Raw genomic sequence first — 17,901 nt, 5'->3', positions numbered from 1 at the left:
TGTTTTAGTAAAAAATGAGTACTATGGCAAAAAATAAACTATCCAATAATCAAAAAAGACGTGTAGCGGCAAAACATCAGCAACGATTAGCAATAAAGCAAGATGAGAGTCTGGCAAATTTTTCGTCACCTCGTGACGGTGTAGTAATAAGTCGTTTTGGTAAGTCTGCAGATGTTGAAGATAGTGCAGGTCTTATTTATCGTTGTAGTATTCGTCGCACGTTACCGTCGATAGTCACTGGTGATAAAGTAGTATGGCGCGAAAGTTTAGAGCCAAATACCAATGGTATTATTGAAGCAGTTCACCCGAGACATTCTGAACTTGTCCGGCCTGATTTTTATGATGGCGTTAAACCCGTTGCCGCAAATGTTGATCAAATCGTGATTATTTCGGCTGTCTTGCCAGAATTATCACTAAATATTATCGATCGCTATTTAGTTGCTTGTGAATGCACTGATATAAAACCTATTATTGTTTTAAACAAAATTGATTTACTTAATGATGATCAACGCACTGAAGTTGAAAAAAAATTGACGATTTATACTCATATCGGTTATCAAGTTTTGTATGTCTCGTGTCAAAATCAACAAGGCATTGCTGTATTACAAGAAATTTTGCAAGGTAAGATTTCCATTTTAGTTGGGCAGTCTGGTGTGGGAAAATCAAGTATTATTAATTTACTGTTACCTCATCAATCACAATCAGTTATGACTGGAGGTATTTCAGAAATATCTGGACTTGGTCAACATACAACCACTTCCTCTCGGCTTTACCACTTACCAAATGGTGGAGATATTATTGACTCACCAGGGATCCGCGAATTCGGTTTATGGCACTTAGAGCCTGAACAAGTGATTAGTGGTTTTAAAGAATTTGATAATTATTTAGGCGGTTGCCACTTTCGCGATTGTAATCACTTTGATACACCAGGTTGTTTACTACAAAAAGCAGTACAAGACGGTAAAATTGCACCATCAAGGCTTGATAACTATCATCGGATTTTACAGACAATGCAAGAAGTTAAGGCAAAAACTAACAAAATCTATAAATAATCAGCTTAATTCATTTATAACAAAATTAAATAAGTTGTATTTGTGTTCGAGTCATTACTGTAATTACTTGCTGCTCACAATTAGTGGTAACCTCTTGAAAGTCATTGCTAGATTGTGAGCAACGAATGTGTTATTTAACATCTATTTTTTTAATGCAAAACCAATAGCTACATATGCCCAACCTTGGAAAATAAGGTCGATACCTAAAAACATACCTAATACCCAAAGACTGTCATATGGCCAACCTGCAATAATCATAAATCCTAAAATTAATGTAATAATCCCTGAGGTTAAAACCCATCCCCAGCGAGGTAAATTGCGGTTATTCATAGCCGCAAATATTTGTGTAAAGCCGCTCATAATTAGCAAGAATGAAATCACCAATGTTAAGGCTGATGAAACCGCAACAGGTTGGAAAAATGACATTAGACCAATAAAAATGTATAAAATCCCCATTACTGCCCATAATGCTGACTGACCAAAATCTTTAATGCGAAATGAATGTAGCGCTTGGGCAATACCTGCAATTAAAATTAATGAACCAATAAAATAGACAGAAAAGACGGTTGCCATGAACTGATAACCTAATGCTAAGCCCCCCAATATAATTAAAATAACACCAACTAAAATAAACCAGCTTGATTTTTCTTTAAGATTGTAGACTTTGTTTTCGTTAGATATCATGTTATTTACCTATTTTTATAAGTTAATTTTGGATTTCAAATTAAAACCACTTTTTAAGACTTATAGTTTGTCAATGGTGATTTAGTAAATGAAAAGAAAGGTAGTGAAGGTACAATTTATTGCACAGTAATTAGTTTCTGTTCAAACTGTTACTGTGCATATAAATTAGTTAATATAATAAATCTAATTTTAGAATTAATCTTTATCTTTCAGTGCTTCTTCTAGCGTTGAATAGAACATTAGTTTGTTAGAAATTGGAACAATTTTTGCGCGAGCTAATGTTTTTAATGGTTGAAACTGTAACTCACAAATTGATAGATCAACTTGTTCAGGTAGTTCATCAATAAAATGAATTAAAGCATTGAGCCCACCAGCATCAAGAATAGGTACCGCATCCCATTGTAGCACTATGTGTTCATATCCATTAATCTTTTGATAGATTTCTAAAAATGTACGTTCAGCGGCAGCAAAAAATAGTGGCCCGTTAATACGTAGCACTAAGGTTTTATCGTTACTGCGATTAAGTTCAACTAAGCGAGTCATACGGGCGATACGGCGCATAAATAGGATTGAGGCAAGTATAATCCCAAGTGTAATTGCAATCACCATATCAAATAGTACTGTTAACGACATGCAAATAAGCATAATCAAGATATCATCTTTAGGAGCACATTTGATAATATAAATGACGCGTTGAACTGCACTCATATTCCATGCCACGATAAGTAATAATGCCGCCATAGCAGAAAGTGGGATAAATGATAATGCTGGTGCGAAGCAAATAAGAGCAAGTAAAACAACTAAAGAATGCAAAACGGCTGCAATAGGCGAGGTTGCACCTGCTTTGACATTTGCCGCTGAACGTGCAATAGCCGCTGTTGCTGAAATGCCACCAAAAAATGGTGCAATAATATTACCTAAACCTTGGCCAATGAGTTCACTATTTGAGTGGTGTTTAGTGTGTGTCATTTCATCTAATACCACAGCACAGAGTAATGACTCAATTGCGCATAACATTGCCATGGTCAGTGAAATTGGCAGTAAGGCAGTAAATGTTGACCAATCCCAAGTAAAATCAGCGTGCTGCCAAGGTAAAATAAACTCTGGTAGAACAGAGGGTATACCATGACCTATCGTATTATCAGCTAGTGTATAGGTAAATCGTGAACCAATTGTTTCAATTTGATAGCCAAATTGATTAAAAATAAACATGACAGCAATACCAGCAATTAGAGCTGGTAGGTGTCCTGATATTTTAAGTCTAAGTTTTGGCCATACTATTAACACAATCAGTGTTACTACACCGACTAAAGTGTCAGCAATATTAATGGTTGGTAGTGTTTTAGCTAGTTCCGTAACTTTACCAATATAACTTTCTGGCATGTGCTCAAGTGTTAAACCAAAAAAATCTTTAATTTGCATGGTTGCTATAGTTATGGCAATGCCCGATGTGAAACCTAATACAACGGGTAAAGGAATATATTCGATTAATCTACCTAATCGAATTAATCCCATTAATACAAGAAATATACCCGATAGCAATGTTGCAATTAGTAGTCCAGATAATCCGTATTGTAATGATACAGGGTATAAAATAACTACAAATGCTGCTGTAGGTCCAGAAACACTAAACCTTGAACCACCCGTTAATGCAATGATAAAACCACCTATAATTGCTGTGTATAGACCATGCTGTGGTGGTACACCACTAGCAATAGCTAGTGCCATTGCTAGTGGTATAGCAATAATCCCAACAGTTATTCCAGCTATTAAATCTTTGATAAAACGAGTTGTGTTGTAAGGGGTACTTATACATGCAGATATAAATGCACAGCTAATTTTTGTACCAGAAAGGCCATATAATTTCATTGTTTGTAATTAAAGAGATGTTGACTTGAATTCTTAATAAGATAATCTTTTTTAAAAAAAATAAAAGAGCGTTATAAAAATAATCGTCTTTTTTGTAAATTTTTTTCAGAAAAAGTTTAATTAAATCATCTATAATACAATACTCCTCCATAAAGCGATTTCGAAAAAAATATCTTATGAATTTTTAAAGGACTATTTTAACTATGAAATATAATCAACCCGATGTTTTTCTAAAAATTGTAGATATTGATGAGTTATGCCAACGTTATAAAACAGGAGAAAGATTTAAATATGTATATTTTTGGGGACATAACCAAAGAGAGCCTTCGTCTATAATTACAAAATCTTGCTTTAGCCAATGGTACCCTAGCGGATTTACTGTTAATGATATTTATTATGCTACAGCTGAACATTATATGATGGCAGCAAAAGCACGATTATTTGAGGATAAAGAAATATTACAAGAGATCCTTAAAGCTAACAATCCAGGCCTTGCTAAATCATTGGGACGCCAAGTCAGAGGATTTGTTGAAAAAATATGGGATGAACAATGTTTATCTATTGTTATAGAGGGTAACTTCGCAAAATTTTCTCAAAATCGACAATTAGCTGATTTTTTATTATCCACTCAACAAAGAGTTTTAGTTGAAGCTAGTCCCACTGATAAAATTTGGGGAATTGGTTTAGCTCAAGATGCTCCGAATATAGATAACCCATTGACATGGCAAGGTAAAAATTTATTAGGGTTTGCTTTAATGGCAGTTCGACAAAAATTAAAAATGTGTTATTAAAAATAGCCAATTAGAATTTTTGAATTTGTTTTAAGATTAAATGATTGTTAACTTAATATTATTTCTTTGATGTTATAGAATATTTTATACGTAAACATCAGTAGCTTTATTACAATTTGTATTAATAAGTAAATATAATGGCTCTATGAATAGCAAGATATGACCAGAATAAAATTTGCATCAATAAGTTTGGAAAAGCAATATTTTTGATAGAAATATTGCTTTTTGATTTATTATTAACCTAAAAGTAATGCATCATCGGTAACTTTTTCACCACGTGTTTTTTCAAACATATCTAATAAATCCGTTACAGTTAATTTAGCTCGTTGTTCTCCTGATACATCAAGTACCACTTGCCCCTGATGCAGCATGACAGTTCGGGTGCCATATTCTAAGGCTTGTTTCATTGAGTGGGTTACCATCATGGTCGTTAATTTGTTTTGTGATACTATTTTATCAGTAAGATCTAAAACAAATTGCGCAGTTTTAGGATCAAGTGCTGCGGTATGTTCATCAAGCAATAATATTTTAGATGGTTGTAAAGTTGACATTAACAAACTAATAGCTTGTCTTTGACCTCCAGAGAGTAATCCCATCATATCTGATAATCGATTTTCAAGACCTAAATTTAAAGTAGCAAGTTTTTCTTTAAATATTGATCTGATATTTCGATTAAGAGCTGAAGATAAGGTAAAACGATATCCTCGGTTATAAGCTATAGCGAGATTTTCTTCAATAGTTAAGTTTTCACATGTGCCAACCATGGGGTCTTGAAATACACGAGCAACCATACCAGCTCGTTTCCATGCTGGCCAGCGAGTGACATTTTTACCATTAATAGCAATTTTTCCTGAATCAGGAAGTAAATCGCCACTAATCACATTCAATAAAGAACTTTTACCTGCTCCGTTACTACCAATTATGGTAACAAATTCACCTTCACTAATATTCAGGTTTAGTCCTCGTAATACATGATTTTCAATTGGTGTACCCTGATTAAAAGTTAATTGTAATTGTTCAACTTTAATCATGCTTACTTACCTCTTATTTTTGCGTGTTTTTTTAATTGCTTAGGCACAACAAGAGCCAGCACAACGAGTATCGCCGTAATGAGATTTAAATCTTCTGTTCCAACCCCGATTTCTTGTAAAAACTCATTACTAAGTGCAAATGCAATAAATAAACGATATAAAATAGAACCAACAATAACTGCTAGCATCACAGCCCAAATTCGTTTAGCGGGGAATAAGCTTTCACCAATAATAATTGATGCAAGACCGATTACAATTGTACCAACACCAATGGTGATATCAGCCCCACCTTGTGTTTGTACAAATAATGAACCTCCGAGAGCAATTAAACCATTTGATATAGCCATACCAAGAATTGTGACTCTTCCAGTCGGAATGCCTTGCGATTTTGCCATTCGTTGGTTAGTGCCAGTTGCTCTTAAGGCCAATCCCATTTGGGTATTTAAAAACGCATTGAGTAAAGCCCAAAACACAATGACAAATCCTAAAGCCATAAGAGGTTGTACAATATATTGGTTGCTGTAATCTTCAGCAATAAATGGTGAAAATATAGTTTTGGCATCAAGTAAAGAAAGATTAGGGGATCCTGCCATTCTTGATGTTTCATCCATAATATACGGACCAACACCTAATATTCTTAAATTGATAGAATAGAGTCCTATCATTACAATAATACTTGATAATAATTGAAGAATATTGAGTTTAACATACAGTATTCCTGTCATTGCTCCAGCAAGACAGCCAGCAAACATACCTAACAACGTTGCAATCCAAGGATCGATACCAATATAAATGCATAATCCACATATCGCTCCACCAAGTGGAAAACTTGCATCAGCAGTAAGATCTGGGAAATCAAGTAAACGAAACGAGATAAATACACCCAAACTCACCAACGCATAAATAAGCCCAATTCCAATTGAGCCTAATAAGAATTCAGAAGACATGAAAAAAATCCATAAAAGTTAACCGCCAAAGTTGGCGGCTTAGTTATAAAAAAAGTAAAAATTATTTTTCAACAATTTTGGTAGCTGATTTTAATACATTTTCAGATAATATAACACCTTGGCGTTCAGCCGCTTTTTTATTAATTGTTAATTGAGTAACATTACCCACTTGTGGTGGAATATCACCAGGATTTTCGCCGTTAAGTATACGGATAACAATTTTACCAGCTTGACGACCAAGATCATAATAACTCATGCCTAAAGCGGCAATAGCACCACGTTCTGCCGATTCAGGGTTGGATGCAATAAGAGGAATTTTACTTTCATTAGCCACTTTTGCTAAAGCTTCATAAGCAGAAACCACATTATTATCGGTAGTAGTATAAATCATATCAACCTTACCTTTTAAACTTCTAGCCGCAGTAGATATATCAGAAGTACGTTGCGCAGGAGCGGCAATAATTTTCATACCTCGTTTTTCTAGCTCATTTTGTAACTGTTTTAGTATGATTGTTGAGTTAACTTCGCTAGGGCTATAAACATAACCAATGTTTTTAGCCTCAGGTTTTATTTTTAGCATCATATCGATTTGAGAATCTAGTGATAAGGCGTCAGATACACCTGTTACATTTGTCTTTGATGCATCCCAACTCGGGGTTAATTTTGCTGCTACGGGATCGGTAACGGCAGTGAAAACAATAGGAATAAGTTTTGTTGTAGCAACTAATGCTTGCGAACTTGGCGTGGCAATCCCTACAATAACATCTGGTTTATTTGCTACAAATTGTTTAGCAATTTGGGCTGCATTTGCACTACTACCTTGTGCGCTTAAAAATTGTAACTTTAAATTTTTTCCAGCAATATAACCACTATCTTTTAACTCATCCTCAATACCTTTACGCACATTATCTAATGCTGGGTGTTCAACAATTGCTGTAATGGCAACAAATTTTTGTTCGGTTTTAGACTCAGCGAAAGAATAAAATGTTGCTAACGATAAACTAAGTAATATACAAAGTTTAATGATAGAATTACGCATAGAGCACTCCTGTAATGTTTTTTTTACAATCAAGCTAAATATTGATTTACTATAAAGCAAAAAAAGATAATTTTCTAGTATAAAAACAGTTATTTGTGTAAATTTTTTATTACACTTTATCGGTGATTTGATGTTAACTTGGTAAACTTGATTAATTGATGTTAATCCAGTTATTGGATTACTGTAGGTTATATTTTTTGCTCACCTAACTACTAAGTGAGCAAAATTGTTAATTAATTTTAGTGAAGTAGGGCTTGATTATTTTCCTATGACTTTGTCAGCAGATTGAATTACCTCAGGAGGCAAAGCAACCCCTTGTTTTTTAGCTGCATCAGTATTAACAACAAGGCGTAATGCTTGCCCTATTTCTGGAGTTATACTTCCTGGTTTTTCACCTTTTAATATGCGCACAACAAGCTTACCTGATTGGCGTCCTACATCATAGTAGCTCATGCCGTATGCAGCAACGGCTCCTCGTTCAATCGCATCAGGGAACGATGCTAAAAGAGGAATTTTATTTTCATTTGCAAATTTGACTAATGACTCATAGGCTGAAACAACATTATTATCGGTTGTCGTGTAAATTAAGTCTACTCTACCTTTTAATGTATTGGCAGCAGTTGAAATATCAGCAGTTCGTTGAGCTGGTACCGCAATAAAATTAATATTTTGTTGAGATAAAAGAGTTTGTAGATTTTTTAATACCACGGTTGAATTAATTTCACTTGGACTATAAATATATCCTACTGATTTAACATTAGGTACAATTTTTTTCATAAATTCGATTTGTGGACCTATTTCTTGATAATCAGATACACCAGTAATATTTGTGCCCGCAGGTTGCCAATCTTTAATTAATTTAGCGGCAATAGGATTGGTAATTCCAGCAAATACAATAGGAATTTGTTTAGTCGCTGCAGCTGTTGCTTGTGCACTTGGTGTCGCAATTGCCACAATAACATCAGGTTTTGCTGCTACAAATTGCCTTGCAATCTGAGCTGCAGTAGCGCTACTTCCTTGTGCACTTTTGTATTGGACAGTTAAATTTTTGTTTAACGTATAGCCGCTGTCTGCCAATTCATCTTTAACACCATCACGGATTTGATCTAATGAAGGATGCTCAACAATTGCCGTAATGGCCACATTTTTAATTGTATCTGCAAAACTTAAAAAAGGTGTAAGCAATAATATTGTTACCAATAAAATAAAACGTTTCATGAATTAAACTCGCAAACTAGTACAATAGTTTAATTCTAGCTTTATTAATCAAAAATGTGAAGTTGTATTTTATTTAATTGATGATCATGTTACAAAATAATCGTTATTGTAAAATAGTTAAATAATTAATGAGCTTTGAATGAATTATTTCATATTCGATATAATGCCTATAAAACTATATTATCAGTATCTTTGTTTTTTTATTGAGCAAATATAAAAGGATTTACCCCACTTTTAGCAAACCCTTCTTCTTCGGTTTTGATATCTAATATCAGCGAAGCAATATCATCCGCGATGACTTCAATATGAGGATCTTTATCTTGATCAAATATTTTTAAATAGCTATGGCAAGCATCACAACACTCGGTTTTAATTGCAGCGAGTTCTTTTTCTAAAGAGAGGTATTGTATGTCTTTCATATTATCGCAGCAGGTACATTTAATTCTAGGTACATACCATTCACTTTCACATAAACTGCAATGTAAATAGCGTAAACCGTTGTTACCGCCTAATTGAATAATACTAGCAGTAGGCATACTATTACAAACTGGACATAACCAGAGTTTATCTGTATTTTCTGCGATAGCTTTACTTTTAATTTGACTAGCCAGTTGGCAATAATAAACAGATAATGATGACCAAATAAATATTGCTTCATTACCATCAACTTTATCAAATTCTCCTTTAAGCAAATGTAATGCTTTATTTTGTAATTCTAAAGTGCTATTTTTTTTAAGCTGTTCAATGACTATAGCGATTTGCTGCGTGGTATCAGAAAATGAGTCGAGTAATGAAGTAAAGTAATCTTGCCAAGTATCTTTAAGAGGTAAATTATCTAAACTAAGTGGAGGATATTCGCTATTTAATAAACACGTTACATCAATATCTATAGGCTGATGTTTAATTAAATTGGCTTGTTGTTCAGCTATAATTGCACAAAAATTCAAATAATCACTAATTGGATTATTGTTTGCAAGAGTTTTTAAACGTTCTGCTCGATGAGCATAAAGTGTTTTAGGTGATGGATAAAATAGTAACGGGATTTGTCTAATAACTGAGTTTGTAGCTTGTTGTTCAAGTTGTTCTTGGGGGATAATTTTTATACTCATTATAAATGCTCATTGATTGTGATTTTATTCATCACTGCTTTTTATTTTTTTACTATTAAAATGACACCGCTGATAGTTACTATCAGCGGAAAATACCATTATAGATGCAGGAAAATTACTATGCTGGTTTATGTTTAATATCTGTAGATTCTTCTTCAGATTTGGCCTTTAACCTTAGTTCATTTTGATAGATCTTTTCCATTTCTTCTTCATACCAAGTTGAATGATTTTTTTGTGCCCAAGCACGCGAAACATAGCCTGTTATCATCCCTTTAATGGAACCTTTAACCCAAATAGCCATATAAGCATGACCAATTGCAAGCAGGATTAAGCCAATTGCAGCAAGAGAATGAAAAAATATCGCAATACGGACAACTGGAACAGAAAAATTATCCGCAAAATAACGGCGCCACATGATGAGGCCTGTAACAAATAAAACTAAAATTAACCCCATAATGCACCAAAATAAAAACTTTTGTCCTACATTATATTTGCCTATTGGAATGCCTCTTTCTTTGCCCAAAATGACATGTTTAAAGTTTTTAATCCATAAAAGATCATTTTTATTTGGAATATTATGGTGAGCAAGTTTTATAAACATAAACATGAGTAAAACAAAAACAATGCACCCTAAAAATGGATGCAATGCTCTTACTAATTGTGGCGTACCAAGAAATAATCCAAACAGTTTTATAGATGGAAAAAATAAAGATAAGCCAGATAGCGCAGTCAGAATAAACAGACAGACCATACACCAGTGACAGAAGCGAACAATAAGTGGTGTTCTTAATATCATGCTTTTCTTATCCATGATGATTCTCCTGTTGTGATAAATTAGAGTCAATTTTCTGTTCTAAAACAGGCAAGCCTAAACGCTTTCGAGCTTGTTTATCTGCTTCTTTTTCTTCTTCAATGTCATCTTCATCAACTTCAATTGCACCAACGCCCATGTAATGGAACAGCAAACCACTAAAAGTTGCCACAAATGCAGCTGCAGATAACGGTTTCCAAATACCCTTCCAAAATCTGACAATTTCACTAATTTTAGGGTTTTTTGGTAAGCCGTGATACAATTCTGGCTGATCTGCATGATGAAGAACATACATAACATGTGTTCCCCCAACTCCTTGTGGGTCATAAAGACCAGCATGTTCAAAACCACGTTTTTTCAAATCTACAATTCTGTGTTCAGCATGGCGAATCATATCTTGTTTAGTACCAAAGTGTATAGCGCCAGTAGGACAAGTTTTAACGCAGGCGGGTTCTTGACCAACAGCAACGCGATCGACACATAATGTACATTTATAGGAGTGATTATCTTCTTTACTAATTCGTGGAATATTGAACGGACAACCTGCTACACAGTAGCCACAACCAATACAGTGTTCCGATTGAAAATCAACAATACCATTAGCATATTGAATGATAGCACCTTCTGATGGGCATGCTTTCAAACAACCAGGATCAGAACAGTGCATACAGCCATCTTTACGAATTAACCATTCAAATTTTCCATTTATCTCGACTTCTGAATACCGCATTACAGTCCATGCTTTTGGCTCTAAATCGGCAGGATTATCATAAACACCAACAGTATTGCCAACTTCTGCACGAAGGTCATTCCATTCGCTACAAGCAACCTGACATGCTTTACAACCTATACAGGTGGTCACATCAATAAGTTTTGCAACTTCTTGTTGATAGTCCCTAGCTCGTGGCGCTGGAGTTAAAGCATTAGTTGCTGAGCGGCGTATAATATCTTGAGTTTGTAATGACATAATTTATCCTCCCATCTTATGCCGCTGTAGTAACTTTTTCGATATTGACTAAGAATGATTTATATTCTGGTGTTTGTGAATTTGCATCACCTAAATGTGGCGTCAATTCATTAACCAAAAAACCTTTCTTTGTCTGACCTGTGAATCCCCATACTATTGGGATTCCAATGGTTTCGATCTCTTTACCATCAACAATTAAAGTTGGAAGACGTTTAGTCACAACTGCTTTAGCTTTAATATAACCTCGATGTGAAGTGATTTTAACCGTATCACCTAATTTGATTCCTTTTTTGAGGGCAAGATTTTCACTTAACTCAACAAATTGCTCGGGTTGAGTAATTGAAGCTAGCCTTGCGTGTTGCGTCCAAAAATGGAAATGTTCAGTGATACTATAAGTGGTACCAACATAAGGAAATTCGCTAGCATTCCCTAAGCGAGCCAAATCTTCTTTAAATGCGCGAGCTACTGGGCTGCTGACTTGATTTGGATGCAATGGATTATTACTAATAGGTGTTTCAAACGGTTCATAGTGCTCTGGGAATGGCCCATCGACTAACCGATTTAAACAAAATAACCCACCTAAACCATCATTATTCATGATAAAAGCACCAGCCCCACTACTTGGTGGTAATGTTGCTGTAAAATCAGGTACATCATTGCCTACCCAACTTGAGCCATTCCATTTTACTAAAACTCGTTTAGGATCCCATGGTTTACCATTTTCATCCGTTGAAGCACGGTTATAAAGTACTCGTCGATTCATCGGCCACGACCACGCCCAACCAGCATGAACGCCTTTACCAGATGGATCGCTTGGATCACGCCTTGCCATTTGGTTACCTTGTTCTGTCCAACAACCACAGAATATCCAAATACCCGATGAGGTTGTACCATCTGCTTTTAATTGTGAAAAACCACTTAGTAATTGACCTTTTTTAAGAATAACATTGCCATTTTCGTCGGTTATATCAGCAAGTGCTCGTCCATTATAATCTTTGGCTAATTCCTCAGCCGCTGGGCCTTCTGGCTCCTTATAATCCCAAACTAAGTTTTCAATTGGCTCGTAATAAGCACCACCTTCTTCAGCATACAGCTCTTTTATTCTCAAAAAGATACGCGCAATAATTTCAGGATCATATAAAGCTTCATAAGGCGGTCTTGCTGCTGCCCAGTGCCATTGTAGCCAGCGAGATGAGTTAACTATTGTACCGTTTTCTTCTGCAAAACAGTTTGATGGCAATCTAAATACTTCGGTTTGAATTTTGCTAGAATCTACATCATTAGATTCGCCATGGTTTTTCCAAAACTCAGCTGTTTCTGTTGGCATTGGATCAATGCTCACCAAGAATTTTAAGTTAGATAAACCTTCGCGAATACTATTTTTATCGGGAAGTGCAGCAAGTGGGTTAAAGCCCTGACAAATAAAGCCATTGGCTTGACCATCACGCATCATTTTGCTAAATCTTAAAACATCGTAGGTTTTATCCCATTTAGGTAACCAATCAAATCCCCAATCGTTATCTTTAGTCGATTTATCACCGTACATTGATTTCATAAAGCTGACAAAGAATTTTGGATAATTCCCCCAAAAATTCACTTCGCTTGGACCAAGTGGTTTTGGTGTTTTTTCATCTAGGTACTGAGTAAGTGAAACTTGAGAATCTTTTGGTAAATCAAGATAAGCAGGCAGGCGATTTGATAATAAACCAACATCAGTTAAGCCTTGAATATTTGAATGTCCACGTAGTGCGTTAATACCTCCGCCCATTACGCCAATATTGCCTAAAATAAGCTGAATCATGGCAGCAGTACGGATAATTTGTGATCCATAAGTATGCTGAGTCCAACCTAATGCATATAAAAATGTGGCTGCTCTATTGTTAGTTTTAGTGCTAGCAAGTGAGCGGCAAACATGCAAAAAACCTTCGATAGGACTTCCCGTTATTTTATTTACCATTTCGGGTGTATAACGTTTGACATGCTGTTTTAATAGATTCCATACACAACGGGGATGACTTAGTGTTTTATCCCGAAGCGCATACCCGTTGTCATCCTTTTGATATGCCCAACTTGCCTGATCATACTGTTTGGTATCAGCTTCATAGCCACTAAATAGCCCTGTAGCTTCATCAAAATTAAAATCATCACGAACAATTAGGCTTGCATTACTATGAGTAACTAAGTAGTCAAAATTAACTTCGTTATTGGTAATAAGATAATTGATAATACCAAGTAGAAAAGCAATATCAGAACCTGAGCGAATAGGTACATACAAATCAGCCACTGAGGCTGTTCGATGAAAACGAGGGTCAATGGCAATCAGTTCAGCGCCATTATTAATTTTTGCTTCTATAGCCCATTTAAAACCAACCGGATGAGCTTCAGCTGCATTTCCCCCCATTACGATAACAACATTAGCATTCTTGATATCATTCCAGTTGTTAGTCATGGCGCCGCGACCAAAAGTAGCCGCTAAGCTAGATACAGAAGGACCATGACAAACTCTAGCTTGAGTTTCAAGGCTTAACATACCTAATGCGCGTGCAACTTTGAACGCTAACCAACCCGTTTCATTACTAGCCGCTGAGGTAACAAGCCAGCCTGTTGTTGTCCAGCGATTGACTGTTGTGCCTTCCGCATTTTTTTCAACAAAATTTTTATCTCGATCAGCTTTCATTAAACGAGCAATACGATCAATGGCTTCATCCCAACTTATTTGTTGCCATTTATCTGAACCAGGGGCACGGTATTCAGGATATTTAACTCGTTGTTCGCTTTTTATATAATCCAGAACACCTGCACCTTTAGGACAAAGAGAACCACGACTAACAGGATGATCGGGATCTCCTTCTACATGGAAAATAGACGATTCGGCATTTTTAGCCCCATCGCCACGGCTATATAGCAACATACCACAGCCAACAGAGCAGTAAGTACAATTATTTCGAGTTTCTTTTGATTTCAATAATTTATATTGGCGAGTTTGAGCAAGCGCTACGTTTGGAGAAAAACCAAGCGTAGCTACCGTTGTTCCAGCCATACCACCAGCACAGATCTTAAAGAACTGCCTACGGTTAAATAGCATATGGACTCCTTAAAAAGCTGACATTACGTTTTAATTTATTATATTGGAAGCGATTAACATCCTTACTAGCTGTAATGATAATCTTTAATCAAATGGAAATAAAGGGATAAACAGATATGAATTTATAAACTTTGACATATGTCAAAAAATAAAATAATGACAGCTTAATTTATGTTTAATATGGTGAAAAATTATATTAATATAAAAAAGTTTCAGGTAACACTACGTTTAAGTATAAAAATTTATAAGGCAGTTAGACAACTGACCATAAAGCGTCTAACAAATTAGTGAAAGTTATTTTTTCTTAATGATATAATTGCCATATCTCTTACCAATTGAGAAAAAATTAGTTTTTTTATGTATATTCATTACCACCGTTTCTCAAATTACTGCAAATAATACGATTAATTTCTACAATATGGTTGCATTAACCATTGTTTGATATGGCTAAAAACATAAAGGAGGGTTATCATTAATACAAAAGTTCAGCAGCTCTTGTCTCTTTATTGTTTTTAGGCGCAAAAACCAAACCTTCAAGGATATTTATTTGGATAACATAACCAGAATCACATTAGCAAAACTACTTAGTACTTTTTTTTATTATCCACCAAATAATAAAGTTACCACACCATTAATACAGGCATTATTACATATTGATGATTTAGTCAAATGGTTAAACCCTTGTATTATTTCTGAACAGTGCAATATATTAGCAAATCACATTGATGACTCAGAACTTAATTATCAGTTTTCATTACTATTTGAAGGTCAAGGAACAATGCCTGCACCACCATGGGGATCATTTTACCTTGATAAAGAACATTTATTACTAGGCGAATCACAAGAATGCTACCGCCAATTTCTGCAGCAACATGGTTTGACACTCAATACAGGAATGAACGAACCCGAAGATCAATTTGGATTAATGCTAATGGCGTATGCCATGTTGCTTGAAAATAATAACTATACAGCAGCAAAACAGTTAATCAATGAACATTTATTGATCTGGTCTTCAACCTATTTAAAAAGACTAAAGCAAAATGAGATAAGTCCATTTTATCGGGCATTAGCTATGATTGCTGATCAATATTTGCAGATGCTTTAATTGTATTTTCTATTTTTTGAAAAAATAGTTATTTCAGGTAAATGATTATTTTACTTAATGCTGAATTGTAACTTGTCATACTGTAACATTGCAGCTTTTATCTTAATCGGTATAATCCATGCTATGCTTTTTTCAAGGTAAATAATTAATGCTAGCCTATTTACAACTAATGCGATTAGATAGACCTATTGGCTCATTGCTTTTACTCTGGCCTACCCTTTGGGCAATTTGGCTTACGGGACACCCCTCTATTTACATAACAATTATTTTTATACTTGGCGTATTTGTAATGCGCTCGGCAGGTTGCGTAGTGAATGATTATGCTGATCGTCATTTTGATGCACATGTTGAACGGACTAAAAATCGCCCACTGGCTCGTGGAGCATTGACGGAAAAGAACGCATTATGGACGTTATTTGTATTATTATTTATTGCTCTTTGCTTATTGCTAACTTTAAATAAACTATCATGGTTGATAGGTTGTTTTGCGTTATTAACTGCGCTGATTTATCCTTTTATGAAGCGTTATACCCATTTACCTCAGATCATCTTAGGTATCGCATTTAGTTGGAGCATTCCGATGGTATATGCAGCAACTATTGAGCAGTTCCCATTAACCTGTTGGTTGCTTTTCTTTGTTAATATTTGTTGGACAATTTCCTATGACACCGAATATGCGATGGTTGATCGCAACGATGATGTAAAAATAGGTATAAAATCCACTGCCATCTTATTTGGACGTTATGATAAATTAATCATTGGATTATTACAGATAGCTTCTATTATTGGTTTATTATTGATTAGTTTAATCAACCAACTATCGTTGATAGTTTATATTGCTTTATTACTAGTTACAGCATTATTTATTTACCAACAATGGTTGATAAAAGATCGAGAAAGAAACAAATGTTTTAGCGCATTTATGAATAATAATTATGTTGGTTTGATTGTTTTTTTAGGTCTCTTTTCTGTTTAAAAATTAAATCACTACTATATTTACAGATTGATTCAATCGAAAATATAACTTAATCATATCTGTGTTTATTTTATATCCTTTTATTTCATGAGTTTAAGTTATAAAAAAAACCTTACTTTTTTAAAAGTAAGGTTTAGGAAGTTAACACTAATTAAAAAATTATAAATGAAAAAATTATGCTTCAATAGCAACTCTTAACTTTTTCATTGCATTTTTTTCAAGCTGGCGGATACGCTCTGCTGAAACACTATATTTATCGGCTAAGACCTGTAAAGTTGATTTGCTTTCATCAGAATCTAACCAACGTGCTTTAATAATATCTTGGCTACGTTCATCTAATTTTAATAATGCATCATGTAGCCTATCTGTCGCATCATTTTCCCAATTATCATTTTCAATTGATTTTGAGAAATCAGAATTGCTATCTTCTAAGTAAAGTGCCGGTGCAATAATTGAATTATCATCGTCATCATTATCTATATCAAATGACATATCTTGTGCTGACATACGTGATTCCATTTCAAGTACATCTTTACGACTTACACCTAATTCATCTGCTACCATATCCACTTCTGCATTACTGAACCAACCTAAACGTTGTTTAGTCTTTCTTAGATTAAAGAATAGCTTTCTTTGTGCCTTCGTTGTTGCAACTTTAACAATACGCCAATTTTTTAATACATATTCATGGATTTCAGCTTTTATCCAATGCACAGCAAATGAGACCAAACGAACACCCATTTCAGGATTGAAACGACGTACTGCTTTCATCAAGCCAATATTACCTTCTTGAATTAAGTCAGCTTGTGGTAAACCATAACCCGAATAACCACGGGCAATATGCGCTACAAATCGTAAATGAGATAAAATTAACTGGCGAGCAGCATCTACATCATCGTGATAATAGAGTTTTTCACCTAATGATTTTTCTTCTTCTGCAGTTAACATTGGATAGGTGTTAATCATGCGAAGGTATGATTCTATATTTCCTTGTGGGATTAAAGCACCTACTTGCATTTTTAAATCAGTACTCATTTAATTCCCCCTTAAATAATAAATTTCGTTACATTAAATATGTAACAATAAAAACGTTAAACTAGCGTTTATTACAATATTAGACCAATGAATTATAAATTAGTTCACTATTTTAGCTAAAATACTTAAAATGTTTTACTTAATATTAGCCTTTTATTAAATTGATATATATCTTGGCAATT

15 protein-coding genes are annotated in these 17,901 nt (G+C 34.6%); 4 read left to right on the top strand and 11 right to left on the bottom strand.

Annotated features, from left to right (window positions below; translation table 11 throughout):
- Window positions 1-23: 23 nt before the first annotated feature.
- On the top strand, window positions 24-1,052 hold the full coding sequence (gene rsgA / locus GYW75_RS07825) for a small ribosomal subunit biogenesis GTPase RsgA (protein ID WP_174798941.1): 1,029 nt from the start codon (window positions 24-26) through the stop codon (window positions 1,050-1,052).
- 141 nt (window positions 1,053-1,193) lie between these two features.
- On the opposite strand, the gene GYW75_RS07820 is transcribed toward rsgA, so the two are convergent.
- Window positions 1,194-1,736, bottom strand: a complete 543-nt coding sequence (locus GYW75_RS07820) for an HdeD family acid-resistance protein (RefSeq protein ID WP_065560853.1) — start codon at window positions 1,734-1,736, stop codon at window positions 1,194-1,196.
- Window positions 1,737-1,931: 195 nt separating this feature from the next.
- Window positions 1,932-3,605, bottom strand: coding sequence for a C4-dicarboxylic acid transporter DauA (dauA, locus tag GYW75_RS07815; protein WP_065606159.1), 1,674 nt, complete (start codon window positions 3,603-3,605; stop codon window positions 1,932-1,934).
- Window positions 3,606-3,808: 203 nt separating this feature from the next.
- Here dauA and GYW75_RS07810 point away from each other — a divergent pair, with 203 nt between their 5' ends.
- Entirely contained in the window at window positions 3,809-4,396 is a 588-nt protein-coding gene (locus tag GYW75_RS07810) for an NADAR family protein (protein ID WP_065608945.1), read from the top strand.
- A 236-nt stretch (window positions 4,397-4,632) separates the two neighbouring features.
- On the opposite strand, the gene GYW75_RS07805 is transcribed toward GYW75_RS07810, so the two are convergent.
- The 8 genes from GYW75_RS07805 to fdnG form a co-directional block, all read right to left on the bottom strand.
- Window positions 4,633-5,427: an ABC transporter ATP-binding protein gene (locus tag GYW75_RS07805; RefSeq protein WP_174798940.1), complete on the bottom strand. Its 795-nt coding sequence runs from the start codon at window positions 5,425-5,427 to the stop codon at window positions 4,633-4,635.
- A gap of 2 nt (window positions 5,428-5,429) precedes the next feature.
- On the bottom strand, window positions 5,430-6,374 hold the full coding sequence (locus tag GYW75_RS07800; RefSeq protein ID WP_065560857.1) for an ABC transporter permease: 945 nt from the start codon (window positions 6,372-6,374) through the stop codon (window positions 5,430-5,432).
- A gap of 61 nt (window positions 6,375-6,435) precedes the next feature.
- Window positions 6,436-7,413, bottom strand: coding sequence for an ABC transporter substrate-binding protein (locus GYW75_RS07795; RefSeq protein WP_174798939.1), 978 nt, complete (start codon window positions 7,411-7,413; stop codon window positions 6,436-6,438).
- 258 nt (window positions 7,414-7,671) lie between these two features.
- Window positions 7,672-8,631 carry an ABC transporter substrate-binding protein gene (locus GYW75_RS07790; RefSeq protein ID WP_174798938.1) on the bottom strand — a complete coding sequence of 320 codons (960 nt, stop codon included), beginning with the start codon at window positions 8,629-8,631 and terminating at the stop codon, window positions 7,672-7,674.
- A gap of 200 nt (window positions 8,632-8,831) precedes the next feature.
- Window positions 8,832-9,740, bottom strand: coding sequence for a formate dehydrogenase accessory protein FdhE (gene fdhE / locus GYW75_RS07785; protein WP_174798937.1), 909 nt, complete (start codon window positions 9,738-9,740; stop codon window positions 8,832-8,834).
- Between the two features lie 118 nt (window positions 9,741-9,858).
- On the bottom strand, window positions 9,859-10,551 hold the full coding sequence (locus tag GYW75_RS07780) for a formate dehydrogenase subunit gamma (protein WP_065590251.1): 693 nt from the start codon (window positions 10,549-10,551) through the stop codon (window positions 9,859-9,861).
- Complete coding sequence (gene fdxH / locus GYW75_RS07775) at window positions 10,544-11,518, bottom strand: formate dehydrogenase subunit beta (RefSeq protein ID WP_065590252.1); 975 nt, start codon at window positions 11,516-11,518, stop codon at window positions 10,544-10,546. Before fdxH ends, GYW75_RS07780 begins: the two co-directional genes overlap by 8 nt.
- Before the next feature lie 16 nt (window positions 11,519-11,534).
- Window positions 11,535-14,603: a formate dehydrogenase-N subunit alpha gene (fdnG, locus tag GYW75_RS07770; RefSeq protein WP_174798936.1), complete on the bottom strand. Its 3,069-nt coding sequence runs from the start codon at window positions 14,601-14,603 to the stop codon at window positions 11,535-11,537.
- Window positions 14,604-15,150: 547 nt separating this feature from the next.
- Between fdnG and GYW75_RS07765 the strand changes: the two genes are divergently transcribed.
- Window positions 15,151-15,708, top strand: a complete 558-nt coding sequence (locus GYW75_RS07765) for a TorD/DmsD family molecular chaperone (RefSeq protein WP_174798935.1) — start codon at window positions 15,151-15,153, stop codon at window positions 15,706-15,708.
- 148 nt (window positions 15,709-15,856) lie between these two features.
- Entirely contained in the window at window positions 15,857-16,684 is an 828-nt protein-coding gene (gene ubiA / locus GYW75_RS07760; protein WP_085164970.1) for a 4-hydroxybenzoate octaprenyltransferase, read from the top strand.
- 174 nt (window positions 16,685-16,858) lie between these two features.
- On the opposite strand, the gene rpoH is transcribed toward ubiA, so the two are convergent.
- Complete coding sequence (gene rpoH, locus GYW75_RS07755; RefSeq protein WP_065590254.1) at window positions 16,859-17,719, bottom strand: RNA polymerase sigma factor RpoH; 861 nt, start codon at window positions 17,717-17,719, stop codon at window positions 16,859-16,861.
- Between the last annotated feature and the right edge of the window lie 182 nt (window positions 17,720-17,901).

This window comes from Gilliamella sp. ESL0232, assembly GCF_013346885.1.
In the GTDB taxonomy this organism is placed as follows: Bacteria; Pseudomonadota; Gammaproteobacteria; order Enterobacterales; family Orbaceae; genus Gilliamella; species Gilliamella bombi.
Note: the sequence above shows the minus strand (reverse complement) of the source record. Positions and strands in the feature narration are given on the sequence as shown.